The sequence below is a fragment of the Rhizobium sp. BK379 genome, from assembly GCF_014193955.1.
Classification (GTDB): Bacteria; Pseudomonadota; Alphaproteobacteria; order Rhizobiales; family Rhizobiaceae; genus Rhizobium.
Window position 1 is genome coordinate 245,505 of sequence record NZ_JACIAD010000008.1, and the last position, 25,991, is coordinate 271,495.

The window sequence follows — 25,991 nt, forward strand, 5'->3', positions numbered from 1 at the left end:
ATTGTCCTCGTGTCAGTGCGCAACGGCGGCAGCTGCCGCCTCGTCGATCAGCCGCCCGCTGCGGAAACGCTCCAGCGTCAGTCCGGCATTGAACTTATGCGGCTCGTCGCGGGCAATCAGATGGGCAAAGAGATTGGCCGAACCGGGTGTCGCCTTGAAGCCGCCGGTACCCCAGCCGCAATTGACGTAGAGCCCGGGAACCGGCGTCTTCGACTGGATGGCTGACCGGTCCGGCGTGTTGTCGACGATACCGCCCCACTGGCGCATCATCTTCACGCGGCGGAACATCGGGAAGAGCTCGCAGATGGCGTCGAGCGTATGCGTGATGATCTGCAGGCCGCCGGTCTGGGAGTAGGAATTATACTGGTCCGTGCCCGCACCGATGACGAGTTCGCCCTTGTCGGACTGCGAGATATAGGCATGCACCGTGTTCGACATGACGACGCAGGGGAAGATCGGTTTCAGCGGCTCGGAAACCAGAGCCTGCAGCGGGCTCGATTGCAGCGGCACGCGTACATCCGCCATCTTCATGATTGTCGTCGTGTGGCCGGCAGCAGAGACCGCGACCTTCTTTGCGCCGATGAAACCCCTGCTGGTCTCGACGCCGGTCACGCGACCGTCCGGACCGCGGCGGATGCCGGTGACTTCGCAATTCTGGATGATGTGAACGCCACGGTCGGACGCCGCACGCGCATAGCCCCAGGCAACCGCATCGTGACGCGCGGTACCACCGCGGCGCTGCAAGGCAGCCCCGTTGATCGGGTATCGTGCCGTCGCCGAAATATCGAGCGGCGGACAATAGGCCTTGGCCTGCTCCGGCGTCAGCCATTCATTGTCGATGCCATAGAGCCGGTTGGCATGGATATGCCGCTTGAAGCTCTGCTGGTCGTGCACATTGTGCGACAGCATCATCACGCCGCGCGGCGAATACATCACATTGTAATTGAGCTCCTGCGACAGCCCTTCCCAGAGCTTCATCGAGTGCTCGTAAATGTGCATGCTCTCTTCATAGAGATAGTTGGAGCGGATGATGGTGGTGTTGCGGCCGGTATTGCCGCCTCCGAGCCAACCCTTTTCCAGGACCGCAACATTGGTGATGCCGTGTTCCTTGGCGAGGTAATAGGCTGCGCCGAGCCCGTGGCCGCCGCCGCCAATGATGATGACGTCATATTCGGGTCGCGGCTCCGGCGAAGTCCACTGCTTTTCCCAGCCCCTGTGCCCGCGCAGAGCCTCCCGCGCTACGGCAAAAACCGAATATTTCCGCATCCGCCATGATCTCCTTCAGGCAAAGGCATTTTCGTCGTGGCCATACAAATCGCAAATCGAATTGCGGCACAACGGTTCTTTTGCGACGTGAAAGAGCTTTTGTTTTGACACGACGCGCAGCATATCGCTTCTATTGGCGCGATCTCCCTTCGCGGCTGCGGCATAATCCTTTTCTCACCCAACAGGGCAGGCAGAACGAGCCTGCCGCAAATGTTAGTATCCCCTTATGTGGGGTGTTAGATGTTGGGTTGGCGTAGCATATGGATCGCGGGCTTCTGCTTCGCGCTGTTAGGCGCATGGCCTGCGGCTGCCGCTGAACCTGTCGGCCAGGCGACCCTCATCAGAACCGAAGTGACGGGACAGGGCGGCCCGATCATCGTCAATGATGAGGTCCATCGGGACGAGCGCATCCGCACATCTCCATCGGGACTCGGCCAGTTCATTTTCCGCGACGGCACCAAGCTTGCCGTCGGCTGGGGCTCGTCAGTCGTCATCGATAAATATGTCTTCGACGATTCCGATTCCGTCAAACGCCTTTCCATCAAGGCGGCCAAGGGCACGTTCCGCTGGGTCAGCGGCAACTCGAAATCCTCCGCCTACCAGATCCAGACGCCTGCGGGCACCATTGGCGTACGTGGCACCGCTTTCGATTTTTATGTCGGCCCGGACGGCACCACCGCAGTCGTGTTGCTGAACGGCGCGGCCACCTTCTGCGGCCCGGGCGGCTGCCGGCAGTTACAGCAACGTTGCGATTGCGTCATTGCGAGGCCGAACGGCAATATGACGGATGCGCAACCCGTCAATACCAGCGTTCTGCAGAGACTGGGCAACCAGCGCGCCCTCCCATTCCTCTCCGGCAATCAGAGTTTGACGGGCGGCCTCGGTCTGCTCGGCGGCTGCCGGATGGCCTCGGTTGATCCTGATCGCAAAGACCGGCCTCGCCGGGAGCTCCGGCTGCGTGATCCGGATCCGCAGCCGCCTCAACAATCCCCGCGGCGGGATGACCCACCAAAGCAACTGCCAGAAAAACCGCATCATGATAAGCCCCACCATGACAAGCCCCACCACGATAGGCCGAAGGGTGGCTGGCACGACAAACACGACAGGCACGGCTGGAAGGACCGGGACGACAGACACGACCACCATCACGATCATGGAAGACCGGACCGGCACGAAGGGTTCGGTCGATCGGACAGACATGATGGACCTGATAGGCCGAGCCGCACGGAAAGAACCGACAACCGCCAGGACCGCAACCATCAGGACAGATCGAGCAGGCAGGAGACAAGCAGCGGTCAAAACCAGACTGCCGGCAGCGACCAGAGCGGGCGAAGAGATCGCGACCGTAACCACGATCGGGATCACGGCTGGGGCGGAAAAGGAAACCGGGACCGAAACGGTGGTCGGAACCACAATCGCTGACTGGCTACTCGACGGCCTGCTTTTCCGGCAGGCCGATATCCTCTCGAAAATGATCGTTTCTGGCCGATATGCGCTCATAGAATTCGGTAAGGCCGGCCATGACCTCTAGGCCGGCGAGTTTCGCGGCGCCAATCAGCTTGCGACTGTTCCGCGAACGCTCGCGCAAGGCACCCATCACCTCCTCATGGGCGAGATGAAGGGCACCGAATTGCGGCGAGGCAGCAACCTTCTCGTCGCCGACCACAGCAAAGATCTGCGTCCGGTTGCTCTTTCCCTTGAGCGGAAGGGCGCCCGCCTCCAGGAGCGCCGCGCCGCTTTGCGCCCGCGCCGTGGTGTCGGAGATTAGGATATCGAAGCCGACGTCCTTGCAGCAGGATTCGATACGCGCCGCAACATTCACCGCATCGCCCACCGCCGAATAGTTGAAGCGTGTCTTCGCGCCCATATTGCCGACACAGGCGAGACCGGTATGGATACCGATGCCTATCCTGACCTGCCGGGCGCTGCCGAAACCGAAAGCGTCTTGAGCGTTGAGTTCATCAAGCGTCTCGCGCATGGCAAGTGCCGCCCGAAGCGCCTTTGCCGCATGATCGGAAACATCGACCGGCGCATTCCAGAAGGCCATGATGGAATCGCCGATGAATTTATCGAGGGTCCCCTCATTCCCGACGACATGGCGGCTGAGTGCATCAAGCAGCGTGTTCAAAAACTGGACGACGGCAATCGGCGTGAGCTTTTCACTGATCTCGGTGAAATTCCGGACATCGACGAACATCATGGTGAGCTCACGCTCGTCCCCGCCGAGTTTCAACGCATCGGGCGTATGCTCGATGCGATGCAGCAGCGAAGGCGAAAGGTAATGGCCGAAGGCGCGCCGCACCTCCCGTCGCTCCCTGTCGATGACAAGGATACGGAACGATGTTGCCGCAAAATGCGTGATGGAGCCGCTGAGAATGGGCGCCAGCGGATCGAAGAGCAGACCCGCATAAAGAAAAGAGAACCACGATGCGACAAGTGCCATCGCGGTGATTGCCAGGCCGCAGACAAGTGCCACTGCCGGACTGACGAAGGTCGTGATGATGACGAGCATGAAACCGAGCACGGCGATGGACAAGATCTCCAGCCCGTCGGCCCAGTCCGGCCGTGACAGGTAACGGCCTGAAAGGATCTGCTCGACCGTCTGTGCCTGCAGTGAGACACCCGGCACGTTCTCGCCGAGTGCTGTGGTGCGGATGTCCTGCAGCCCGACCGCCGATGTGCCGATGAAAATGATGCTGCCGTCAATCTGTGCAGCAACGTCAGGGGCCACTCCACCGGCAGCAAGGATCTTTCCGGCCGAGACATAACGCTCTGCCCGGTTCGGCGTCACATAAAGCCAGATCTCACCGGCAGCCGTCAGCGGAACGATGAAGTCGCCGATCTTCGCCGATGTAATGATCCCTGCTTGGTCTGGCGCGCCGGCCAACACATAAGTGGAGGCACCCTGCGCGACCCGCAGCGCTTCGATCGCAAGATTGGGATAAAACTGCTCGCCATCGCTGAGGAACAGCGGCACCGCGCGAACGACGGATGAAGGACTGCCGGGATTGAGACTGACATGACCGAGCCCTGCGGCTTTCGCCTCCAGCCCCGGCCGGAGCGGCGTCGAAGCGCCGAGATACGGAGGTGCGGCGAGCGGGCTTTCACCGGTAAAGGCAAAGCCGGCCTTCACTGGCGGCTTGTAATTGCCCTCGTTTGAAAGCCCGAAGCCAAGAACGACGGGCTTTCCTTCGATCGATTGCGCGAATATCTCGTCATTGTCGGGCAACTGTGCCGCCAGAGACGGATCGATCCCTTCGACCTCCCGGATGACATTGCGTGGGGACATCCGGTCAGGTTCGGCAAAGATGACGTCGAAGGCGATGGCCGCCGCTCCCATGTCGGAGAGACGGTTGACCAGCATGGCCAGCCTGTCGCGTGGCCACGGCCACTGACCGAAGTCCCGCAGGGAAGCCTCGTCGATATCGACCACCCGGACCGGCATTGCTTCGAAACTGCGCGGCACGATGCGCTGATACTCATCGAAGGTAACGTCGCGGATCTGCTTCAATACGGGCGGATCGCTTGCCCGGAACATCGTAAGCGCAGCCACGATGATGAGGCCGATCAGCACACCGATCTGCTGCAATCGCGTCATGCGTTTCCGACCTCCCCTCGAGACGGCCCCGGGGCTTCCCGCCGCAGGCAAGCTACGCTTGTTTGACGCCAAAGACCATTCGTTCATGCGCACAAGCTGACAAACAAGCCGAACGACAACCCAGCACGAAATTACTTCCAGATTTGGTCATCGCTTTTGGCCTGACCTTTGAGCGCCGGCCTTGCCGCGCCTGCGGCGAAATGTTTTTGTGTCTCAGGGATTTGATAATTCAATCATTGTCGAGGGGATGAGCCATGGCAGATCCGCAAGGAGCGACCACGGCAAGAACTGCGGAAAATTCGGCCTCTGCCGCCCGCAGAAGCGGCTATTGGCTGATCGCCGTCGTGCTGGCGATGCTGGCGGGGCTGCCACTCGCTGTCTGGCTGGATATTAGCGACCTCTCTGAAAGCGCGCTGCGCCGGCAGGCGCGGGACATGAGTTCTCTCGTCACCAGCATACGCTCCTATTATTCGGCGAATGTCGTCGGCAGGGTCCTCGCCGCCCATCAGGCTGGCGATGTCAGCGGCACGGTCGTCTCGCATAACTACGCCAACATTCCAGGCGCCATTCCACTTCCCGCCACGCTTTCGCTGGAACTGGGCGATGTCATCAAGGAGCAGCAGGCCAACATCACCTATCGCTTCCTCTCTGACCTGCCCTTCAAGAATCGCGCGCCTCACGATCTCGACAAATTCGAGACCGCATCACTCACATCCCTGCGCGCCAATTCCAGCCAAACACTGACTGACCTCACCCGCGTCGGATTCACAGATACGTTGCGGCTCATCACGCCTGTGATCATGGGCCAGGCTTGCGTCGCCTGCCACAACACGCATCCTGAAAGCCCGAAAAGGGATTGGAAGGTAGGAGATGTGCGCGGCATTCAGGAGGTCATCATCCGCCAGCCCTATGCAAGCAATGTTCTCGCCTTCAAATATCTGCTCTGCTATTTCTTCTTCGTCGCCATCATCGGCATCAGCTTCATTTTTCTGCAGCGCCAGCAGACGCGCGTCATCCACAGTGCCAATCGCGACCTCGAAGCGGCGAACGAATTCCTCGCCAGCGTCTCCCTGAAGATTTCCCGCTATCTGTCGCCGCAAATCTATAAGAGCATCTTCAGCGGCCAGAAGGATGTGGTTGTCCATACCGAGCGAAAACGCCTGACGATCTTCTTCTCGGACATCAAGGATTTCACCGCCACGACCGAGCGCCTGCAGCCGGAGGCGCTGACGGAAATGCTGAATGAATATCTGACCGAAATGTCTACGATTGCACTCAAGCACGGCGGCACGGTGGACAAGTTCATTGGCGATGCCATGCTGGTCTTCTTCGGTGATCCGGAAACCAAGGGGGCAGAGGAAGACGCAAAGGCTTGCCTGCGCATGGCAGTCGACATGCAGCGCCGGCTCGGCGAACTGAAGGAGAGATGGCGTCGGAACGGGACGGAAGAGCCCTTCGTCGTTCGCATGGGAATTAACAGCGGCTATTGCAACGTCGGCAATTTCGGCAGCAGCGACCGCATGGACTATACGATCATCGGTGCCGAAGCGAACCTCGCCGCACGTCTGCAATCGATCGCCCAGGGTGGAGAAATCGTCGTCAGCTACGAAACCTATGCGCTGGTGAAGGATATCGTCGATGCCCATCCTTTGCCGCCGATCACCATGAAGGGCATTCAGCGGGAGATCATACCCTACGCCGTGGACGGACTGATGCTCGGCGTCGATCACAAGAGCCGCGTTCTCAGCGAACATCTCGCAGGACTGGACCTGCATCTGGACACGGCTCGGCTTGAGCCGGCGGACCGCGCCCGTGTTGTCGCCACGCTGAAGGAAGCGATCGCCGCTCTGGACGAAACGAAGCCCGAGAAGGCCCGCCCCTAGCTCCTTATAGGCACGGGCGGGATTTTTCCGCGCGGGCGCATATCCCGTCTGGACTTCATTCCGTCGATCTGATATCCCGCAACACCAATCGCAAGGCCGCGGCCGCGCGAACGTTATTTTTTTGCCCCAGGCGCTGCGCCGCCTTTCGGCATCAACCAAACCAAAGGAACGTGATTCTCGTGCAGGTACTTGTCCGCGATAACAATGTTGACCAGGCTCTCCGCGCTCTCAAGAAGAAGATGCAGCGCGAAGGCATTTTTCGCGAAATGAAGATGCGCGACTACTACGAAAAGCCGTCGCAGAAGCGTGCTCGCGAAAAGGCCGAGGCTGTTCGTCGTGTTCGCAAGCTGGCCCGCAAGCGCGCTCAGCGCGAAGGTCTGGTTGCACGCTAAGGCGGTGCCGTCGTTTTTTCGACGTTTTCAGATGCATGTGTGGCGGGGGCGATAGGTTTCGCCGCCGCCTTTTTTAATTTGCTGCTGAAGATTGCATATCCGTTTTGCCGGATATGGTGCATGGGGGAAAGCGAGCCCGAATGGCTGTCATAAACTTCTATCCGTCCCGCTCGTCGCGTTCGCAGAAATCGGCCGTATTTGCCTCGCTGGCACTTGCCGCGGCGCTCGGCCTTGCCGGTTGCGAAACGACCAACACGTCGGATGCTGTGATCCGCATCGACAAGGCGCAGGGCTCACAGGAAAACATTGCGTCGCTCACGGCCGTCATCAACGCCAATCCGCGCGATCCGGAAGGCTACAATGTTCGCGGTTCCGCCTATGGTCGCGCCGGCGAATTCCGCAAGGCGCTCGACGACTTCAACACCGCGCTGCAGATCAACCCGCGCTTCTTCCAGGCCTATGCCAACCGCGCGCTGGTGTACCGCAACATGGGTCAGCAGCCGCAGGCGATCGCCGACTACAATGCCGCCCTGCAGATCAATCCGAGCTATGACGTCGCCTATATCGGTCGCGGCAACGTCTATCGCATGGCCGGCCAGGACGATCAGGCCTTCAATGATTTCTCAAAAGCGATTCAGCTCGGCACGACCGACGGCCGCGCCTATCACAATCGCGGTCTGATCTACCAGAAGCGTAATCAGCAGGACAAGGCGATCGACGACTTCTCGAAGGCGATCTCGCTCTCGCCGAACTCGCCCGAGCCCTATAATGGCCGCGGCATTTCCTATATCGCGCTGAACGACAACGACAACGCATTCGCCGACTTCAACCACGCGATCGAGCTCAACGGCAATCTTGCCGAATCCTGGGCAAACCAGGCTCTCGTCTATGAGCGCCGTGGCGAAAAGGACAAGGCAATCCGCTCCTATCGCCACGCTGTCGGTCTCGATCCGAAATATCAGCCGGCAAGGGACGGACTTGCCCGCGTCGGCGGCACGACCGGCTAACGGACTCGAAAAGGGAGGGCGACGATGACGGCGAAACCGCATGTGATCGTCGTCGGCGCAGGCATAATTGGCGCCTCCATTGCCTGGCATCTCACACGCAAGGGTGCAACGGTCACCGTCGTCGGCGAGGAGCTTGGCGGCGTGGCAACGCCCTGTTCCTTTGCATGGATCAATGCAAGCTGGGGTAATCCCGAATTCTATTTCCACTTTCGCCGCCGCGCGATGGCCGAGTGGAAGCGGCTGGCGCGGGAACTGCCCGGCCTGCCGCTTGCGTGGTGCGGCGGTCTCTGCTGGGATATGCCCGCAGCCGATCTCGAAGCCTATGCCGACGAACACGGCCGTTGGGGCTACGGTATCAGCCGGCTGAACCGGCAAGAAAGCACGCTGATCGAACCCGGCCTTGGCGAATATCCTGATTTCGCCCTCCATGTTGCAGAAGAAGGCGCGGTGGAGCCTGTTGCCGCAGCACGTTTGCTGCTCGCGGATGCCAAAGCGCATGGCGCGACGTTCGTTCATGCCACGGTCAACGGCCTGCTCCAAAGTGCTGGGCGAATCGTCGGACTTGTCACCTCGGAAGGCATGCTCGAAGCCGATCATGTCGTACTGGCCGCAGGGGCAGGCGCAGTTCCGATCGCCGCCTCGGCAGGAATAACGTTGCCGCTGTCAGCACCCGCCGGTCTGATCGTACACTCCCGTCCTGTCTCCAAACGCTTGAACGGTCTCGTCATGACACCCCGTCTGCATATGCGCCAGACGGCGGAAGGCCGCATCATCGCTGGCTCGGATTTCGGTGGCGGCGATCCGGGTGAAGATCATCGGGCAAGTGCAGCGGAACTCTTTGCACGCGTGAAAGCGACGATCTTGGACAATGCCGATCTGAAGCTCGATTTCTTCACGGTCGGTTTTCGCCCGACTCCTGCCGATGGTTTTCCCATCATCGGCAATACTGGCTTGCCGGGTCTCTATGTAACGGTGATGCATTCCGGCGTCACGCTTGCTCCGCTTGTCGGCCTGCTTGCCGCCGACGAGCTTCTGTCAGGCAAGAATGACGAAAGCCTTCTGCCCTTCCGATTGCAACGCTTCGCCGACCGGTAGCAGTTCATTAAATATTGACGATTTTGCACCTGACTATTTTAGTAGGTTGCAACCAAATGCCCCGCCCCCTAACATGACCGTGCTTTGATGGCAGGCTATTGGGCGGTACGGATGTAAGGGGCGTTTGCGAGCGATGCAGATTCTTGCTTTCGTTGGACTCTGCGAAACCGAGCTTCCCCAGCATCCCACCCCGGCAGTTCGGGGGCGACATCGATGAGGTTCGCCACACGTCTTTTTCCGAAAGCTTCGATCGGGACATATCTCATCGCCATGGCAGTGGCGATCGCCTTGCCGATCTTCGCTTTCGTTGCCCTTCTTCTCATGCAGCTGGAGGACAACCAGCGATCTACGCTCAAGCGTGAAACCGCACAGGATGCGCTCGCCCTCTCACGCACCATCGACCGCCAGCTTCAGGATATGGCAACGACATTGCGGCTGCTGTCCTCCTCGCCGGAGCTGGAAAGCGGCGACTATGAATCTTTCTACAATCGCACGGAAACCGCGCTGCGCGGCGATACGCTTTATGTGATTGCCGTCGACAGGACCGGGCAGCAATTTCTGAATACCCGTCGCGCCTTTGGCACGCCGCTCGGCAAGACGACGAACATCGCGGCTTTGGAGGCCGCGATGAAGTCCGGGCGGATCGAAGCCTCCGACGTCTTCATGGGCGCAACGAGCGGCATGTGGGTCTATAACGTCACCCTGCCGCGCGATGACGATCCCGTCTCCGCATTGATCATCACCCAGAATGCCAACGACCTCGCAAGACTCGTCACGACAGAGGGCCTTGCCTCCGGCTGGTCGGCGGCGGTCATCGATCAGGGAGGCCATGTGGTAGCGAGCCGAGGCCCTGCCAATCTGCAGCCTGGCGAACCCTTCGACCCGCGCATTCTGCCCTCGCTCGTCGCATCCAGCGGCGTATTTGAAGACAGCGATATTCTTCCGCATGCCCTGTTGGGCTATGCGCAAATTCCCGGCTGGTCCTGGAAGACGGTGGTATGGGGGCCGATTGCCACCGCACAGGCACCGATCCTCAGCACCTGGCGCTTCCTTCTGATCGGTGGCCTTGTGCTGCTGCTCGTCGCCGTGCTTGCCACCTATGCCGTTGCCCGGCAGGTCCGCTCCACGATCCGTGAAATTGCCGACATGGCGAACCGGCTTGGCGAAGGTCACATCGTTTCGCCGGTCGAAACCAGTGTCATCGAGGCCAACCAGGTGGCCATTGCATTGTCCAATGCCTCTTTCGACCGCAGTCAGAGCGAGGACCGGCTGCGCTTCGTCATGCATGAGCTGGTCCATCGCACAAAGAACCTGCTGACGCTCGTTCTCGCCATGATGCGACAGCTCTCCAAGCAGGCAGACAGCGTCGAGACATTTCGCCTGGCCGTCGCCCATCGCCTCGAAGGGCTCGTCCGCTCGATTGAGCTTCTGACAGGCGAACAGTGGTCCGGCGTCTTGCTGCATCGCGTCATCGATATTCATCTCCAGGCTTTTCCCCAGGCCCGCGAGCAGGTGGAGATCGAGGGCAAAGATTTTATCCTCAAACCCGATGCCGTGCAGAACCTCGGCCTCGCGCTGCATGAACTCGCCACCAATTCGGTAAAATACGGAGCGCTCTCCGTGCCACAGGGTCGCGTACGCTTCGAATGGCAGCCGGCAGAGGACAATATGCTGCGCTTCACCTGGACTGAAAGTGGCGGGCCGCCGGTCAAACCGCCGGCGCGCACCGGTTTCGGCACGACCGTCATCAAGGCACATGCTGCTTCCGCTTTCCGGGGCAAGGTCGATGTCGACTTCCGTCCCGAGGGTCTCGTCTGGACCCTAACAGCCCAGCGTGGGACGATGGAGCGCGACTAGCGCAGCCGGAACAATCACTGCAACCACCCGTTTCGAACAGGTCATTCGAAAGGAGAAGGACCATGTTCAAGCAAACCGTGATTGCTGCGGCAATCGTTTCGGCCGCAGCCTGGGCCAGTTCGGCCGCAGCAGCCGACTATATTTCGCTTGGTCGGCTCGTCTGCGGATCGGATGGCGGCCAGGGACTGATCGTCACATCCGAGAAGAATCTGATCTGCACCTATACGCCTGCTTCGGGCGGCCCTAAGGCAGTCTATGCCGGCAAGATCGAGAAATTCGGCATCGATATTGGCCAGACCGGCAAGAGCGTAATGATCTGGCAGGTGCTCGCAAAGACCGGCACCAATATCCCGGATTTCGCGCTCGCCGGCGAATACTACGGTATCGGCGCAGACGCCAGCCTCGGTGCCGGCGGAGGTGCCAAGGTCATTGCCGGCGGCACGAACAAGGCCTTCATGCTGCAGCCGCTCAATGTGCAGGCCCAGGAAGGTCTCAATCTCGCCGTCGGCGTCGAGAAGATGACGCTTGTACCGGGCGAAATCTGACGGTTTGCAACAATAGGAGAAAAGCCCGCGAAAGCGGGCTCCTCGGTCAGTGCGCGATTGCCTTGTTGATCTCTTCGGTCACCTTCTTGGCGTCCCCAAGCAGCATCATCGTGCCGTCCTTGTAGAACAGCGTGTTGTCGATGCCGGCGTAACCCGAGCCGAGCGAGCGTTTGACGAAGAGGCAGGTCTTGGCCTTGTCGACGTCAAGGATCGGCATCCCGTAGATCGGCGAGGTCTTGTCGTCACGCGCGGCCGGATTGGTGACGTCATTGGCGCCGATGACATAGGCAACGTCAGCCTGGGCGAATTCCGAGTTGATATCCTCAAGCTCGAACACCTCGTCATAAGGCACATTGGCTTCCGCGAGCAGCACGTTCATATGGCCAGGCATACGGCCTGCGACCGGATGGATCGCGTATTTCACTTCCACGCCGTTTTTCTTGAGATTGTCGACCAGCTCGCGCAATGCATGCTGCGCCTGCGCCACCGCCATGCCATAGCCCGGCACGATGATGACCTTGGAAGCGTTCGCCATCAGGTAGGCAGCGTCCTCCGCCGAGCCGAGCTTGACGGTCTTGTCCGAATTATCTGTCGCATTGCCGCCCGTCTCCCCACCAAAACCGCCCAGGATCACGGAGATGAAAGAGCGATTCATGCCCTTGCACATGATGTAGGACAGGATCGCGCCCGAAGAACCGACCAGTGCGCCGGTGATGATCAGCGCCAGATTGCCGAGCGTGAAGCCGATGCCGGCAGCAGCCCAGCCCGAGTAAGAGTTGAGCATGGAAACGACAACCGGCATGTCGGCGCCACCGATCGGCACGATGAGCAGCACGCCGAGAGCCAGCGACAAGGCGACGACGGCCCAGAAATCGAAATGGCTTTCCGTTACCGCCAGCCCGACGATGAAGAGCACGATCAGGGCAAGCAGAGCGATGTTGATCACATGACGGAAGGGTAGCAGGATCGGCTTGCCGGACATGCGCCCGTCGAGTTTCAGGAAGGCGATGATCGAGCCGGTGAAGGTCAGCGCACCAATCGCCACGCCGATCGCCATTTCGATACGGGCTTCAGTGTGGATCTGGCCAATCTCGCCAATGCCGAAAGAGCCCGGCGTATAGAGGGCTGATGCGGCGACAAGAACCGCCGCGAGGCCTACCAGCGAGTGGAAACCGGCAACAAGCTGCGGCATCGAGGTCATCGCAATGGTGCGGGCGATATAGGCACCAGCGCTGCCGCCGATGGCAAGGCCGAGAATGATGAGCACGAAGCCGCCAAAATTCGGCGTCGCCAGCACCAGCGTCGTGAGGATGGCGATCCCCATGCCGATCATGCCGTAGAGATTGCCCTTGCGGCTGGTGGCAGGATGCGAGAGCCCACGAAGCGCCAGGATGAACAGGACGCCGGAGACAAGATAGAGGAAGGCTGCGATATTGGTCATTCGTGCGGCCTCACTTGTCCTTCTTGCGGTACATCGCCAGCATGCGCTGCGTGACGAGGAAGCCGCCGAAGATATTCACAGAGACAAGCACGAGCGCCACGAAACCGAAGCCGGTGGCAAGCCCGCTGCTCGAGATGCCGACGGCAAGCAGAGCCCCGACGACGATGACCGAGGAGATCGCGTTGGTGACGGCCATCAGCGGCGTATGCAGCGCGGGCGTGACCGACCAGACGACATAGTAGCCGACGAAGATCGACAATACGAAGATCGCGAACTGGAAGACGAAAGGATCGATCGCCCCGCCAGTGGCAGCACTTGCCGCTTCCGGCGCCTGGGCAGCGGCGGTGATGACCGCGGTAACGGCCTGGTCGAGCTGCTCCAGAGCCTTGTCCATTGCTTCACTGGCCATCAGTTATCCCCCTTCTTGGCGCCGCCGAATGCCGGATGCACGACATCCCCCGCATAGGTCAGCATCGTCGCCTTGATGAGCTCGTCCTCGAGGTTGAGCACAACCGATTTCGTTTCCTTGTTCACCATCGTCTCCAGGAAAGTGACGAGGTTCTTGGCGTAGAGCGCTGAGGCGCTGGCCGCCACACGGCCCGCCATGTTCGGAAAGCCGATCACCTTCACACCTTCGACATCGGCGACCTGTCCTGTAACCACGCCTTCAATATTGCCTCCACGCTCGACCGCAAGATCGACGGCAACTGCACCGGGCTTCATCGAAGCGAGCATCGCGCGCGAAACGAGCCGCGGCGCCGGACGCCCGGGAATGAGAGCCGTGGTAATGACAATGTCCTGCTTGGCGATGTGCTCGGCCACGAGTGCCGCCTGCCTGGCCTGATAGTCGGCCGACATTTCCTTGGCATAGCCGCCAGCCGTTTCTGCCGCCTTGAACTCGTCATCCTCGACGGCGATGAACTTCGCGCCAAGAGATGCAACCTGTTCCTTTGCCGCGGGGCGAACGTCGGTTGCCGAAACGGCGGCACCGAGACGGCGCGCCGTCGCAATCGCCTGGAGGCCGGCAACGCCTGCACCCATCACGAAAACCTTGGCGGCAGGAATAGTACCCGCTGCCGTCATCATCATTGGCATGGCGCGGTCGTAAACGACGGCTGCCTCGATAACCGCTTGATAACCTGCAAGATTTGCCTGCGATGACAGCGCGTCCATCGACTGCGCACGCGTAATGCGCGGCATCAGCTCCATGGCGAAGGTGGAAAGACCTGCCCGCGCCATCGCGGCGACCGCCTCGTCATTGCCATAGGGATCCATGATGGCAATGACGACAGCGCCGGTCTTATAGCCGGCGATCTCGCTTTCGCTCGGCCGGCGAACCTTGAGGATTACATCGGCGGACGCTGCATCCGCAAACGTGCCGGTTGCGGCGCCGACGGCCTCGAATTCACTGTCCGGAATGCGCGAAAGCGCCCCGGCGCCCGCTTCGACGATGACATCGAAGCCGAGCGCCTTTATCTTTTTCACGGTTTCGACGGACGCCGCAACGCGCGTCTCATCGCCCGTGATTTCCTTGGCTACGAAAACGATATTGGCCAACTGCCCCCTCCTCCGGGTCAGCTGGGCCGTGGCAGGCTGCTTGCCTGCACGGGCCAAGCATCTACATCACAAAATTCGGAAGACCGGGCCTTCCCGCGGGCCGCGTTTAGCGGAGCAGGAAGATGCCGGCGACGAGGATGATGAGGAAGACGAGGATGCCGCCGAGGAAACCGGCACCGCCGAAGAAACCGGCAGTCATGGCAAGCATCAGGGCGATCAGAAACATCGTGCCGTATTTCGTGCCGGCAATGAACATGTCGTACGTCTTTTCATGTTCCTTGTAGTCCATCGGCGCGCCGGTCTCGACCGGTCCGGTATGATGTTCGGCCATGAATATCGTCTCCCTGAAATGCCTTAGCGCTGCCTGATTCCCCCGCGTCAGCGAGGCAAATCCCTCTCCGCAGGGATTACACAATGACGGGCGAAAGCGCAATGCATGAGAATGCCGCAGGAACGCCTTCGCCGGAGGCGGAAAAGGCGCTCCCTTCAGGAATCAAAGCGGCAGGTCAGTTCCAAGCTGGCCTTCCGGTACGAAGCGCGCGGTCGGGACGATAGTGAGAGAAGGCAGCGTGTTTTCCGGGCCGCGCGCGAACATCATCCGCTGCTCGCTGGCGCTGGAAATGAAGAACGGATAACGCGTGAGAAGCTTGCGGCCGACCTCGATGACATTGGTCGCCATCAGCGTCATATCGATCCCGTAATTCTTGGCCCTCTGGCCCGGCACGACGGTGTCGGCGTAAAAGACACGCTTGTAGAAGGCCGCATGCGGAGGACGAACGAACTGCAGCACCCGGTGCGCACGGAAATGCGCCGCGGCGACAATGCTCGGTCGCAGCGTCAGGTATGGGATCCAGGTCAGATCGGCCGTCAGCTCCGGATCAGCAGCAAAACGCGCCGGATCGATCAGGCTGAGACCGGCATCCAGCAACGCGTCGATCGCTTCTGGAAAGGCGCCGGCCGACTGACTGACGCGATGCTCAGGCGTCACATGGTGGATGCGGATCGTACTGACCAGCTCGCCGTAATAATAGAGCCCGAAAACATAGGCATGGCTGTCGAAATCGGTGTCGTCGAGCAGTCCCTTCGGTGCCAGGGCAAGCGTGTCGTGCGCCTTGTAGGCCTTGTAACGCAGCCTCTCGACATCCTCCATGTCCTCGGTGCTTTCGACGCGGCGATATTCGACATTATCAAGAATTTCGAGAACCTTCTTCGAAAAGTCACTCGTACTCAAAGGGACAGACGACATGATGGACCCCGTTGTTAACGGGTCATTAATCATACCTCGCTCGATAAAGCGCAAGATTTGAAGAAAATTTTGGACGTATTTGAATTATTAAGGTTAACGGCCGCGACTATGCCCCCGGTCACACCGACAGGTAGCGGCGGATCAGGCGACCTTGGTGCGGCGACGCGGTGCCGTGCGGCGGTTGAGAGCCTGGGAGAGGATGCCGATTTCCTTCGAGGGGACCGGCGGGGAGAAGACGTAACCCTGAATGAGATCCGTGCTGCGGTGCTTGTTGAGAAGCGCCAGCTGCTCCGGCGTTTCGACACCCTCGACAACGATCTTGAGACCGAGCTCGCGGGCAAGGTGGACCGTGCCGCGCAACAGTTTCAGGCGACGCGTATCTTCGACGATGTTACGCACGAAGGAGCGATCGATCTTGACGATGTCGAGCGGCAGCGTGTCGAGATAGCTGAGGCTGGAGAAGCCGGTACCGAAATCGTCGATGGCGATGGTGATGTCGCGGCTGCGCAGTTCAGCGAGGATCGCGCGCACCACCGCCGGCTCGTCGATCAGGCTGCTTTCGGTAATTTCCAGATGCAGGCGTGATGCCTCCAGACCGGAATGCGCCAACGCGTCCGAAACAACCGACAGGATGTCCGCGTCGCGCAGGTCGCGTGCTGAAAGATTGACCGAAACGGAAATATGATCCGGCCAGCTCATGCATTCTTCGCAGGCCTTGAAGAGCACGAAGCGCGTAATCTGCGAGATGATGCCCATCTCTTCGGCGAGGCGGATGAAGACGTCGGGCGGAATGGAGCCCTTTTCCGGATGTACCCAGCGAGCGAGTGCTTCAGCGCATTCGATGCGCAGGCCATCAGCCCTGAACATCGGCTGGAAGACGAGGTGTAGCGAATTTGCGGCCACCGCCTCACGCAGGTCCGCCTTGAGCTTCTGCTGCTCGATATAGCGGCCATCCATTTCGCGCTCGAAACCGGTAATGCCGCCCTTGAAGCGCGACTTGCTTTCGAACAGCGCAAGGTCGGCTTTGACGCTCCATTCGTCCATGGCAAAGGCGTCGCTCTCGAGGACGGCGTACCCGGCACTGAGCGAGACGAGGAAGGTTACTTCGTCAACTTCATATTGCCCCTGGATCGTCGCATGCAGCTTGCGGATGTCGGCGTCCAGCATCTGTCGGTCACGCGCATGCGGGAAGAAGAGGATGAATTGGTCGCCCATCAGGCGGCCGACGATGGCGTTGCCGGCCATCTCCTTGACGCGCATGGCGATGGCGCAGAGCAGATGGTCGCCGGTTACGTGACCCCGCATGTCGTTGACATGCTTGAACTCGTCGATATCGAGGATCATGAAGCCGACAGGACCGCGTTTCTTCGAATGTCTCGCCAGATAGTCCTGCACAAGGTGACCGAAATGCTCGCGGTTCGGCAGGCCGGTCAGGGCGTCGAAGCGCACCATGTGCAGGATCTTCTGCTCGGCCTTCACACGGCTCGAAACGTCTTCGAAGATCAATACCGCGCCACCATCTGCGCGCCGGCTTGCCGAGAATTCCAGCGACAGTCCCTCGGGGAAATGGATGAGCGTACGCGAAAGGCTGCCTTCGGCCACCTGTGTCAGTTGCCGCAGGATAAGCTCCGGCTGCGAAGCGTCCATGAAGCTGTACCGCGCGCCATAACGCAACACAGCGCCGAGATCGCGATCTTTCAGTCGGTCGGGTGCGCCAATTTTCAACAGTTCGCAGGCCTTGCGATTGATGACCTGGATCCGGTTCTCTTCATCGACCATGACGAGGCCGTGCGGCATATTATTCAGCGCCGTATCAAAGCGCTCGGCGATCGAGGCGATCTCGCGACGTGCGATCACGTTCTCATAGAGGAACTCGCGCACGCCGGTGGCCATGGCCCGCGTCGTCAGCCAGAACGGAATGAGGAAGACCGAAAGGATGCCGCGGTAGAAATCGAGCGTCATCACGCTGCAGATGATCATCGGCAGGCAGCAGGAGAAGGTCTGCAGGTCGACCGCCATGCGTGAGCCATAGTTGCGGCCGACGACCGAAACCATCGTCGCCATGGTCACTGCAATGCAGGCGAGCTCGGCAAAGGAATCACGCGTGAAAAAGATGGCATACCCGCTGCCGATGCCGAGAAGCGTGGTGATGCCGGCCGCGCCGACCACGAGAATCTTCTCCCAGCGCTCGATCTCGGCAAAAGAGAGCTTCTCCTTGTCCACCTTGTCGAAGAGGCGGAAAATCGCCATGCGGGCGCAGAATACCACGATGACGGCAACAGCCAGGAATATATAGACGGGAGACTCGGTCTTGGCGGCGACAGCCAGGAAAGTGGCGGAGTGTACGATGACGCCAGCCAGAAGCGTCATGCGATTCCCGGACAGGGAATTCACAAACGACAGATACACATCCTTAGGGACCCTATTCGGGTTATGTGGCTTCATCCATACTTTCCCTGTGCGCGGGAAATGTAAACCGAACCCTTTAAAAATTGATTTCAAACGGTTCAAACATTTGGTCAATTTTTCTAAAACCATAGGATGAACTACTCATCCATGGCGCGATATTGCAGCTTTACGGCGAGGATTTTGAAAAATATATCCAAGCCTGAGTTGCCGGAATTTTCATCGGCATCACCGGTGCTGGCCGCATAAGACTATACTCCAAGGCGGGCCATTTATCCTTCCAATTTCAAAAACCCTGGTTTACACCGATTGAAGGGGAGAACTGCCGAAAACGGCAAGACAATAAGGGGAGGCGAATGTCGGTATTCCTGGCCGTCAGCCGGCTGATCGACTCGATCAGTGAATTCTTTGGAAAACTATCAGAATACATGGTGCTTCTCTGCTGCCTGATCAGCGCCGGCAATGCGATTGTACGTTATGCATTCAACTATAGCTCGAACGGTTGGCTCGAGATCCAGTGGTATCTCTTCGCCTTCGTCGTGGTACTCGGTGCCTCGCATGCGCTGCGCAACAACGAGCATGTCCGCGTCGATTTGATCTATGGGTCGGTTTCCGAAAGAGGGAAGATCTGGATCGACATCGTTGGTCTCATCCTCTTCCTCATTCCCGTCTGCATCTTCCTCACCTGGGTCTCGTGGCCCTTCTTTGCGCTTTCCTACCGGCAGGGGGAAATATCGGGCAACGCTGGCGGACTGATCCGCTGGCCCGTCAAGCTCGTTCTTGTCGCCGGTTTCGCGCTGCTCTCCCTTCAGGGCGTTTCGGAGCTGATCAAGCGGATCGCAGCCGTTACCGGCCATATCAGCATCGATACGAAATACGAAAAGCCGCTGCAGTAACGCGCGCCTGGAGGAACAGATTTGTTTGATTTCGGCATCATTCCGCCGGCCATGTTCCTGGGCATGGTCATTTTCATGCTCTACGGCTTTCCGGTCGCCTTTTCGCTGGCCGCCGTCGGCCTGTTTTTCGGCATCATCGGCATCGTCACCGGCCATTTCGACGAGGCCCTGCTGCAGGCCCTGCCGCTGCGCTTCTTCGGCATCGTCTCCAACGATCTCTTGCTTGCCATTCCCTTTTTCACCTTCATGGGCGCGGTGCTGGAGCGTTGTGGGCTGGCCGAAGATCTGCTTGAAGGTACCGGCAAGCTCTTCGGTGGCGTCCCCGGTGGCCTGGCCTATGCTGTCATCCTTGTCGGCGCCGTGCTTGGCGCTATCACCGGCACGGTTGCCGCCTCGGTCATCACCATGGGCGTGATTTCGCTGCCGATCATGCTGCGCTACGGCTACAACCCGCGCCTTGCCACCGGCGTCATCGCCGCCTCCGGCACGATCACCCAGGTGATCCCGCCCTCGCTGGTCCTTGTCGTTCTCGCCGACCAGCTCGGCAAATCGGTTGGCGACATGTATCGCGGCGCGATCGGCCCCTCGATCCTGCAGGTGGCGATCTTCGTCCTCTTCATTCTCGTGCTGTCGATCGTTCGACCGAAATCGATGCCGCCGCTGCCAAAGGAGGTGCGTGGCGATTTCAACTGGGCGCTGCTCATGAAGGTCCTGATGGGCATGGTGCCTTCGATCGTGCTGATCTTCCTGGTTCTCGGCACGATCTTCATGGGCCTTGCGACGCCAACGGAGGCCGGCGCGCTCGGCGTCGTCGGCGCCATGGCGCTCGCGGCCATGAACCGGCGCCTCACCTGGCCGCTGATCCGCGAGGCGATGACATCGACCACGCACATCACCTCCATGGTGGTGATGATCCTGATCGGCTCCACCTGTTTCAGCCTGGTCTTCCAAGGCATGGATGGTTCGCGCTGGATCGAGCACATGCTATCGGGCATCCCAGGCGGCCCGGTCGGCTTCCTGATCTTTGTCAACATCTTCATCTTCGTGCTCGCCTTCTTCCTCGATTTCTTCGAGATCGCCTTCATCGTCATCCCGATGCTCGCCCCCGTCGCCTCCAATCTCGGCATCGACCTGATCTGGTTCGGCGTGCTGATCTGCGTCAACATGCAGACGAGCTTCATGCACCCGCCTTTCGGCTTCGCGCTCTTCTATCTGCGTTCGATCGCCGGTCGCGAGGTCAAGACCTCGGATATCTACATGGGCGCGCTCCCTTGGGTCGGCATGCAGCTGATCCTGGTGGCGATCGTGATCTTCTGGCCGCAATCGGTGACCTACTGGCTGGACCACGGCCCGAAGGTCGACCCGAACTCGATCAAGATTGAAGTCCCGGGCTTCGGCGGCCAGCTCGGCCTGCCGCCATTGGGAGCACCAGGCGGCGGCGGTTCCCCGCAGATTCCGGGTCTGACCTTGCCGGCCTTGCCGAGCGCGCCCCCGCCTCCCCCCGCACAATAAGGAAAACAAAAGCCCCGGATCTTCATCCGGGGCTATCTTTTTGATATCGCTGAAAAAAGAAAGTCTCTTAGATTTTACCGGCCCGTTGCTGGATCATCATGAACGTATCGAACGTGTATTCCGAGAGCTGCATCCAGAGATAGGCATCCCGCTTGAAGGCGGTCTGATCATCGTAGATCTTCTTGAAATACTGGTTCGTGCCTGAGATTTCACTGTAGATGCCGGTCGCGGCCTGGAAGCAGGCTTCCATGATCTCCTGGCTGAACGGACGCAAGGTCGCGCCTTCGGCAACAAGCTGCTTCAGTGCGCCCGGGTTCTTCGTGTCGTATTTTGCCAGCATATTGGTGTTGGCGAAGGCGCAAGCGTCTGTGAGCGCTGCCTGATAGTGCTTTGGCAGGTTGCTCCATTTATCGAGATTGAAGAAGGCATGCACCGTCGGGCCGCCTTCCCACCAGCCCGGATAGTAGTAGTACTTCGCCACCTTGTGGAAGCCGAGCTTCAGGTCGTCATAGGGGCCGACGAATTCCGCTGCATCGATCGTTCCCTTTTCCAGCGCCGGATAGATGTCGCCGCCGGCGATCTGCTGCGGGATTACGCCAACCTTCTCCATGACGCGACCGGCGAGACCGGCAATACGCATCTTTACGCCCTTGAGGTCGTCGAGCGTATTGATTTCCTTGCGGAACCAGCCACCCATCTGCGCGCCGGTATTGCCGGCCGGCAGGGCATACATTCCCTGCGTGGCATAAAACTCGTTCATCAGGGTGGTGCCGTTGCCCTCGTAGAACCAGGCATTGGTCAGGCGGCTGTTCAGCCCGAACGGGATAGCCGTTCCGATAGCGTAGGTCGGGTCCTTGCCGACAAAATAATAGGAGGTGGTGTGAGCTGCCTCGACGGTACCAGCCGCCACCGCATCAACGGCCTGAAGGCCGGGCACGATTTCACCGGCTGCGAAGGGCTGGATCGTAAAGTTACCGTCGGTGGCAGCGGCAACATGCTTGGCGATATCGTCGGCGCCGCCGTAGATCGTGTCCAGGCTCTTCGGAAACGACGAGGTCATGCGCCAGGCTATCTTCGGGTTTTCCTGCGCAATTGCAGGGGCTGCCAAAGCTGTTGCGGCAACGGCACCGGCGCTCGCTGTTCCGGCCTTTTTCATAAATGAACGACGATCCATCAAAAACCTCCCGTATAGATGGCACTGCGTGGTCAATCCTCACCCCTACCCGCAGTAATGGCAAAGCTAAGCATGGCGGAAGAAGCGTTTCAAGCTTTAGTCTATTAGTCTTTGGGATCACGACACTTCTGTGGCGCAAGCCACACATCCATCGAAATCAGCGGCTTAGCTGCATCCTGCCGGCCGCTTACGCGATGAAGCGACCGAGCTTGCCTTCAGGGCAAACGGTCAATGATGATCGTCATCCTCATCGTCATGCTCATGTTTCAGCCATGTGCAGAGTTCGGCCGGAAGCAGTTTTTCGTAGGCATCGTCGCTGCCGACAAATTTTCCGAGGTCCCGGACGCTGACGAAGCCGACATTCGGGAAATGCTCGGCGGCGTTGCGCAGGAATTCGAACTTCTCATCGCCGATACCGACCATCACGTAGTAGATCTGCGATTCAGCCCGTTCGGCCTTCTGCAGCAATTCCCAGGCAGCGTCCCGGTCGGCATTTTCCCCGTCCGTCAGGAAATAGTTGATTGCCGGCGTGCCTGATCGCGTTTCTTCACCGAAGGCATCACGCCGCATGCCGAAGATCATGCCCAGCAGGCCGCCTGCCCATTCTTCTTCCATCAGACCATAGGTCATCAGATTCGACCGGATGACTGGACCGTAGTCCGTGCCGCCCCACAGGATCGACTCCAGTTCTTTGTTGGCGACGATTTCACGCTGAACGTAACCGTCGTAATTCTTGGCCGTGGCCGGCGTCAGAGACGCCATGTTCTGCCTGTTGGAAAACACCCAGGTATCGATACGCCCGTCATCGTCGAAATACAGAGCAACGGGAAGAATGCGCTCCAGCGCGGCCTGCACAGCGCCGGATTTGAAAAGCTCGCTCATGGAGCCAGAGACGTCGATGTTGATGCCGACCTGCGCCGGTATGCGCTCGTGAATGCCCTGCTTCTGCAAAACGAAACCGACACGGCGAACCTCTTCCTCCGGTTTCTGCAATTTGAATGTCGTCACGGCCTGTTCCTCTCCAGTTTGAATTTGCCAAGTATCCGGGTGTGAAGATTGCGAAGCGGCGTGCGTGTGCTTGCCAGCTCCGCCGATTGAGCTGTCAGCGCCGCGGAGTAGGCAGCATGCCAGGCCGGCAGGTCTTCCTGCAGCAATCCCTCCGCTGCGCGGGCGAGCGCGTCGATTTCCTGCGAGACCGCTGCAACGGTCCAGATGCTCATCTCGACGGTCGCTTTCGTCGCTGAAAGGCTTGATGTCCGCGTTTCCAGGGCTTCAGCCTGCGAGGCATAATGAGCCTGCCGCTCGCGCTCGGGCAGTTGAAGGCTGCCGATGTGATGGACGAGGAATCGACCGGCAAGAATATGCGCAGCAAGATTGTTCGCGAGCGTCTTATAGGCCTTGCCGACAGCGCGCACCTGATTGGCAACGGCAACGATGTCGGGCGCAAGCGCATCGAGCTCCGCCACCGATTTTCGCACCTCCGGATAGAGGCGCGAAAAGAGGCCTGCCGGGTCACGGGGCGCCGCGAGAGCTTTGACAGTGTCGAGAAAACCGCCACGGACCGCAAATACCCTGTCAGGATCGAGTTCCGTCAGGCGCTGCAGCAGGTCGGCGGAGAGCTGCCGTCCCCGCGCCAAGACGTCACTGCTGACGATCTTGAGTTCGCCGTCCGCCAGCCTGCCATGCTCGGTCTGCAGAAAAGCACCGAAACGAACAACGTCATCGAAATAATGATCGTCGAGATTGATGCTGTCGACGATCCGCAACGCCGCTTTCGCAGCCGCCTCCGTTACGCTCGCATCCATGTCCTGAAGCTCAGCCACGCTGCAGGAGATGCGGCGCCTGATCTCTCCCGCGGCAAGAACCCGAGGGCGGTCGCCCTTGGGTGTCGGGGCTCGGGGCGCACCGAACAGCACTTTCGGCTGCCGGCTCCCGCCCTTCTGATCGGCAACAGGCTCGGGCGCGGCGCTTTCCGGAAAAAGCACCCTGGGTGATCCGCCCGGCTTTTTCTCCGGCGGTTCATCTGCCTTGCCGCTGGTCAAGCAGAGCCTCCGCTCAGCCGAGATAGGCCTGGATGACGTCGCCGAGACCCGCGTTCGATCCCGCGCCGACGGCATAGAATTTCCAGGATCCATCCGCCTGCTTCAGGAAGGATGCGACCTGGATCGTCGTCTTGCCGGCAAATTCCGCCGTCAGCTGATAGCGGCAAAGTTCGTCGTCCATCGCATCACAGACTTCGATATAGGCGTTCTTGACCTTGCCGAAATCCTGCTTCTTGCGCGCGGCGTCATGGATCGTTGCCCAGACGGCGAGTTCGGAGATTTCGCGCGGCAACTTCGCCAGCACAATCTTGAACTCCTCGCGAAAACCCTCGTCGTGATGGCCCCCGCCATGATGGTCTTCGTCACCATCATCGTCATCAGGCTCCGGCTTCGTGAGAGCGCCGCGTCCGGTGCGGTCGTCGCGCTCGTGCCACATCGAGCCGTCATCCGTCTGGAAGGATCCATCTGCATTCTTGGAAAGCGAGCCTTCGGGATTGCTGGAGCTGCGCACGAACGCGTAGCACAGCGCATGCGACCCATCATTATAGAGCCGTGCCCTGTTGGAATCGCCGCCGGGATGAACCAGCGCGAAACAATGCACGTCGAGATCGAAGGCCGGGCCGGAACCTTCCGGCGGATCCCAGACCAGTCCGGAATGAACGAGCTGGATCTCCTTCTGGATCTGGAACGACTGACCTTTGTTGAGATTGAAGGTTGCCATGCGCTTGTCTTTCTCCTGAGATCTCAGATCGGGCGGGCAGTCACGATCTGGCGTGCTTGTTCAAGCTTGGTGCGGGCGGCGGCATAGCGCTCCTTGTTGCGTTCGCCTTCGGCGACGACCTTGTCGGCGATTGCTCGCAGTCGCTGCGCGGTCCCGAGCACGAGATCGGCATCGGCAAGCCGGGTTTCACCGGCCGCCTTGACGGCATTGACCGAAACATCTTCGAGCACTTGCGAGCCGTATTGCTGCAACGAAGCGCGCAATTCGCGCCGCATGGCATTGATCTGCTGAATCGACTGCATCTGGAAAAGCGCGTGCAGCCTGATGAGGATCGACTTGATATCGTTGAACTCGGCATTGGCGGAAGTGACGGTATCCGCAAGGGTCGCCAAGGCCGCACCCCGCGCAATGCCGATCGAGTCGAGATCCGTCGGCGCCTTGGCATAAGCCGTTTCGAGAACGAGCACACGGTTCTGGAAGATGTCGAGCTTCTGCGAGAAGTCGCGGGCTTCCTGAACCTTCAGCGGATCCCCGGAGACGGCCTCCTGCTTCAGCCGTTCGAGCTCCCGCATTGCGTCTGCGAGGATATGTCGGCCCGCCTCGACAAAAACGCCGAGTGACACGATGGTATCGCGATATCCTTCTGCCAGCGTGCTCATGCGCGACACTTCGAGGATAAGCTTGCCGCTCTCCTCGTCGATCTGTGCTTCCATCGGCTTGATGAGATCGCCGAGCGACTTGGCCTTGCTCTGCAGCATGCCGCGCACTTCGTCCGTCACCGTCTTCAGCCGTTTGGCAGGATCACCGAGGCCGATCGCCATCAGCAGGCGTTCGAAGAAGCCGCCCTTCAACTTCTCCCGGATGCTTGCTTCGAGCTCCTTCAGATCCGCATCTTTCACACCTTCCCTGATCGTTCGGAAGAGTTCGAAAAGCACGGGCGACTGGGCGTTGGTAATCTGCGAGAGGATCGTATCAAGCTTGGCGCCGAAGCTGCCGATCGCCTCCTGGCCGAAAGTGATCAGCGTATGCGGCTCTGCAGTTGCCAACCGATAACGTTCTGCCAGATTACTGACATCGCCTGCCTTTTCCGGTGGAAGAACGACCGTGACGATAGCGGGCGGGCCACCCGCCGCGACCGAGGGCATCAGGTCAGTTTTCGTCTCGAGTGCCGTCGTCTTCGGTTCCGACATGGCGTCAGTCCTCTTAGTCCCCTTTCCGATACGACCCAAGAGGTCGCGCGAAAGTTACGAACACAGGTTGCATAAATCGGCTGGAATGTAATTCAAGGGATGACACTCGGCAACACGATCTCTCAGAATATCGGATGTGTTTGCAGACATTCCAAAAATCGTC

The 25,991-nt window shown here is 59.7% G+C and carries 22 protein-coding genes; 9 read left to right on the forward strand and 13 right to left on the reverse strand.

From position 1 onward, the window contains the following. Positions 1–12: 12 nt before the first annotated feature. Positions 13–1,266: a sarcosine oxidase subunit beta family protein gene (locus FHT93_RS29285; RefSeq protein WP_112544214.1), complete on the reverse strand. Its 1,254-nt coding sequence runs from the start codon at positions 1,264–1,266 to the stop codon at positions 13–15. A gap of 240 nt (positions 1,267–1,506) precedes the next feature. Between FHT93_RS29285 and FHT93_RS29290 the strand changes: the two genes are divergently transcribed. Further along, positions 1,507–2,688 (forward strand): FecR domain-containing protein, encoded by a 1,182-nt coding sequence (locus tag FHT93_RS29290; RefSeq protein ID WP_112544216.1) that lies wholly within the window; start codon positions 1,507–1,509, stop codon positions 2,686–2,688. A gap of 4 nt (positions 2,689–2,692) precedes the next feature. On the opposite strand, the gene FHT93_RS29295 is transcribed toward FHT93_RS29290, so the two are convergent. Further along, positions 2,693–4,864, reverse strand: coding sequence for an adenylate/guanylate cyclase domain-containing protein (locus FHT93_RS29295; protein WP_183850748.1), 2,172 nt, complete (start codon positions 4,862–4,864; stop codon positions 2,693–2,695). A gap of 254 nt (positions 4,865–5,118) precedes the next feature. Between FHT93_RS29295 and FHT93_RS29300 the strand changes: the two genes are divergently transcribed. From FHT93_RS29300 to FHT93_RS29325, 6 genes are all read left to right on the forward strand, one after another. Further along, positions 5,119–6,747 (forward strand): adenylate/guanylate cyclase domain-containing protein, encoded by a 1,629-nt coding sequence (locus FHT93_RS29300; RefSeq protein WP_112544218.1) that lies wholly within the window; start codon positions 5,119–5,121, stop codon positions 6,745–6,747. A 179-nt stretch (positions 6,748–6,926) separates the two neighbouring features. Beyond that, positions 6,927–7,139 (forward strand): 30S ribosomal protein S21, encoded by a 213-nt coding sequence (gene rpsU / locus FHT93_RS29305; protein WP_003585885.1) that lies wholly within the window; start codon positions 6,927–6,929, stop codon positions 7,137–7,139. Positions 7,140–7,279: 140 nt separating this feature from the next. Continuing rightward, the gene (locus tag FHT93_RS29310) at positions 7,280–8,146 is read left to right on the forward strand and encodes a tetratricopeptide repeat protein (RefSeq protein WP_112544219.1); all 867 of its coding nucleotides are present in this window, start codon (positions 7,280–7,282) and stop codon (positions 8,144–8,146) included. Between the two features lie 24 nt (positions 8,147–8,170). Then, positions 8,171–9,241: an FAD-binding oxidoreductase gene (locus FHT93_RS29315; protein WP_183850750.1), complete on the forward strand. Its 1,071-nt coding sequence runs from the start codon at positions 8,171–8,173 to the stop codon at positions 9,239–9,241. Between the two features lie 213 nt (positions 9,242–9,454). Further along, positions 9,455–11,098, forward strand: a complete 1,644-nt coding sequence (locus FHT93_RS29320; protein ID WP_112968762.1) for a sensor histidine kinase — start codon at positions 9,455–9,457, stop codon at positions 11,096–11,098. A gap of 62 nt (positions 11,099–11,160) precedes the next feature. After that, the gene (locus FHT93_RS29325) at positions 11,161–11,643 is read left to right on the forward strand and encodes a DUF992 domain-containing protein (RefSeq protein ID WP_112968761.1); all 483 of its coding nucleotides are present in this window, start codon (positions 11,161–11,163) and stop codon (positions 11,641–11,643) included. A gap of 46 nt (positions 11,644–11,689) precedes the next feature. Here the strand turns inward: FHT93_RS29325 and FHT93_RS29330 are convergent, their stop codons facing one another. From FHT93_RS29330 to FHT93_RS29355, 6 genes are all read right to left on the reverse strand, one after another. Then, positions 11,690–13,084 (reverse strand): NAD(P)(+) transhydrogenase (Re/Si-specific) subunit beta, encoded by a 1,395-nt coding sequence (locus tag FHT93_RS29330; RefSeq protein ID WP_113211917.1) that lies wholly within the window; start codon positions 13,082–13,084, stop codon positions 11,690–11,692. 10 nt (positions 13,085–13,094) lie between these two features. Next, entirely contained in the window at positions 13,095–13,493 is a 399-nt protein-coding gene (locus FHT93_RS29335; protein ID WP_112544227.1) for a proton-translocating transhydrogenase family protein, read from the reverse strand. Continuing rightward, the gene (locus FHT93_RS29340; protein ID WP_183850752.1) at positions 13,493–14,641 is read right to left on the reverse strand and encodes a Re/Si-specific NAD(P)(+) transhydrogenase subunit alpha; all 1,149 of its coding nucleotides are present in this window, start codon (positions 14,639–14,641) and stop codon (positions 13,493–13,495) included. The genes FHT93_RS29335 and FHT93_RS29340 overlap by 1 nt, the downstream gene beginning before the upstream one ends. 106 nt (positions 14,642–14,747) lie before the next feature. After that, positions 14,748–14,972 carry an aa3-type cytochrome c oxidase subunit IV gene (locus FHT93_RS29345; RefSeq protein ID WP_112544230.1) on the reverse strand — a complete coding sequence of 75 codons (225 nt, stop codon included), beginning with the start codon at positions 14,970–14,972 and terminating at the stop codon, positions 14,748–14,750. A gap of 162 nt (positions 14,973–15,134) precedes the next feature. Continuing rightward, on the reverse strand, positions 15,135–15,887 hold the full coding sequence (locus FHT93_RS29350; protein ID WP_183850754.1) for a hypothetical protein: 753 nt from the start codon (positions 15,885–15,887) through the stop codon (positions 15,135–15,137). A gap of 141 nt (positions 15,888–16,028) precedes the next feature. Next, positions 16,029–18,332 (reverse strand): EAL domain-containing protein, encoded by a 2,304-nt coding sequence (locus FHT93_RS29355; RefSeq protein ID WP_112968758.1) that lies wholly within the window; start codon positions 18,330–18,332, stop codon positions 16,029–16,031. Between the two features lie 317 nt (positions 18,333–18,649). On the opposite strand from FHT93_RS29355, the gene FHT93_RS29360 reads away from it, so the two are divergent. Both FHT93_RS29360 and FHT93_RS29365 read left to right on the forward strand, forming a co-directional pair. Continuing rightward, complete coding sequence (locus FHT93_RS29360; protein WP_113211914.1) at positions 18,650–19,189, forward strand: TRAP transporter small permease subunit; 540 nt, start codon at positions 18,650–18,652, stop codon at positions 19,187–19,189. 21 nt (positions 19,190–19,210) lie between these two features. Beyond that, positions 19,211–20,701, forward strand: coding sequence for a TRAP transporter large permease subunit (locus FHT93_RS29365; protein WP_112968757.1), 1,491 nt, complete (start codon positions 19,211–19,213; stop codon positions 20,699–20,701). Positions 20,702–20,768: 67 nt separating this feature from the next. Here the strand turns inward: FHT93_RS29365 and FHT93_RS29370 are convergent, their stop codons facing one another. The 5 genes from FHT93_RS29370 to FHT93_RS29390 form a co-directional block, all read right to left on the reverse strand. Then, positions 20,769–21,875 carry a TRAP transporter substrate-binding protein gene (locus tag FHT93_RS29370; RefSeq protein ID WP_112544238.1) on the reverse strand — a complete coding sequence of 369 codons (1,107 nt, stop codon included), beginning with the start codon at positions 21,873–21,875 and terminating at the stop codon, positions 20,769–20,771. 228 nt (positions 21,876–22,103) lie between these two features. Next, positions 22,104–22,883 (reverse strand): VWA domain-containing protein, encoded by a 780-nt coding sequence (locus FHT93_RS29375; protein ID WP_113117250.1) that lies wholly within the window; start codon positions 22,881–22,883, stop codon positions 22,104–22,106. After that, positions 22,880–23,917 (reverse strand): hypothetical protein, encoded by a 1,038-nt coding sequence (locus FHT93_RS29380; RefSeq protein WP_183850756.1) that lies wholly within the window; start codon positions 23,915–23,917, stop codon positions 22,880–22,882. The genes FHT93_RS29375 and FHT93_RS29380 overlap by 4 nt, the downstream gene beginning before the upstream one ends. A 13-nt stretch (positions 23,918–23,930) precedes the next feature. Then, positions 23,931–24,638: a TerD family protein gene (locus tag FHT93_RS29385; RefSeq protein WP_007817429.1), complete on the reverse strand. Its 708-nt coding sequence runs from the start codon at positions 24,636–24,638 to the stop codon at positions 23,931–23,933. 23 nt (positions 24,639–24,661) lie between these two features. Further along, positions 24,662–25,828 (reverse strand): toxic anion resistance protein, encoded by a 1,167-nt coding sequence (locus FHT93_RS29390; protein ID WP_183850763.1) that lies wholly within the window; start codon positions 25,826–25,828, stop codon positions 24,662–24,664. Positions 25,829–25,991 lie beyond the last annotated feature (163 nt).

Excerpts from the sequence above, each read along its gene's own strand:
- FHT93_RS29290 (WP_112544216.1), top strand. The coding sequence starts at position 1,507 with ATGTTGGGTTGGCGTAGCATATGGATCGCGGGCTTCTGCTTCGCGCTG.
- FHT93_RS29385 (WP_007817429.1), bottom strand. The coding sequence starts at position 24,638 with ATGGCAACCTTCAATCTCAACAAAGGTCAGTCGTTCCAGATCCAGAAG.
- FHT93_RS29295 (WP_183850748.1), bottom strand. The coding sequence starts at position 4,864 with ATGACGCGATTGCAGCAGATCGGTGTGCTGATCGGCCTCATCATCGTG.
- FHT93_RS29330 (WP_113211917.1), bottom strand. The coding sequence starts at position 13,084 with ATGACCAATATCGCAGCCTTCCTCTATCTTGTCTCCGGCGTCCTGTTC.
- FHT93_RS29320 (WP_112968762.1), top strand. The coding sequence starts at position 9,455 with ATGAGGTTCGCCACACGTCTTTTTCCGAAAGCTTCGATCGGGACATAT.
- FHT93_RS29300 (WP_112544218.1), top strand. The coding sequence starts at position 5,119 with ATGGCAGATCCGCAAGGAGCGACCACGGCAAGAACTGCGGAAAATTCG.
- FHT93_RS29390 (WP_183850763.1), bottom strand. The coding sequence starts at position 25,828 with ATGTCGGAACCGAAGACGACGGCACTCGAGACGAAAACTGACCTGATG.
- FHT93_RS29285 (WP_112544214.1), bottom strand. The coding sequence starts at position 1,266 with ATGCGGAAATATTCGGTTTTTGCCGTAGCGCGGGAGGCTCTGCGCGGG.
- FHT93_RS29360 (WP_113211914.1), top strand. The coding sequence starts at position 18,650 with ATGTCGGTATTCCTGGCCGTCAGCCGGCTGATCGACTCGATCAGTGAA.
- FHT93_RS29335 (WP_112544227.1), bottom strand. The coding sequence starts at position 13,493 with ATGGCCAGTGAAGCAATGGACAAGGCTCTGGAGCAGCTCGACCAGGCC.
- FHT93_RS29310 (WP_112544219.1), top strand. The coding sequence starts at position 7,280 with ATGGCTGTCATAAACTTCTATCCGTCCCGCTCGTCGCGTTCGCAGAAA.
- FHT93_RS29350 (WP_183850754.1), bottom strand. The coding sequence starts at position 15,887 with ATGTCGTCTGTCCCTTTGAGTACGAGTGACTTTTCGAAGAAGGTTCTC.
- FHT93_RS29345 (WP_112544230.1), bottom strand. The coding sequence starts at position 14,972 with ATGGCCGAACATCATACCGGACCGGTCGAGACCGGCGCGCCGATGGAC.
- FHT93_RS29355 (WP_112968758.1), bottom strand. The coding sequence starts at position 18,332 with ATGAAGCCACATAACCCGAATAGGGTCCCTAAGGATGTGTATCTGTCG.
- FHT93_RS29370 (WP_112544238.1), bottom strand. The coding sequence starts at position 21,875 with ATGGATCGTCGTTCATTTATGAAAAAGGCCGGAACAGCGAGCGCCGGT.
- FHT93_RS29325 (WP_112968761.1), top strand. The coding sequence starts at position 11,161 with ATGTTCAAGCAAACCGTGATTGCTGCGGCAATCGTTTCGGCCGCAGCC.
- FHT93_RS29315 (WP_183850750.1), top strand. The coding sequence starts at position 8,171 with ATGACGGCGAAACCGCATGTGATCGTCGTCGGCGCAGGCATAATTGGC.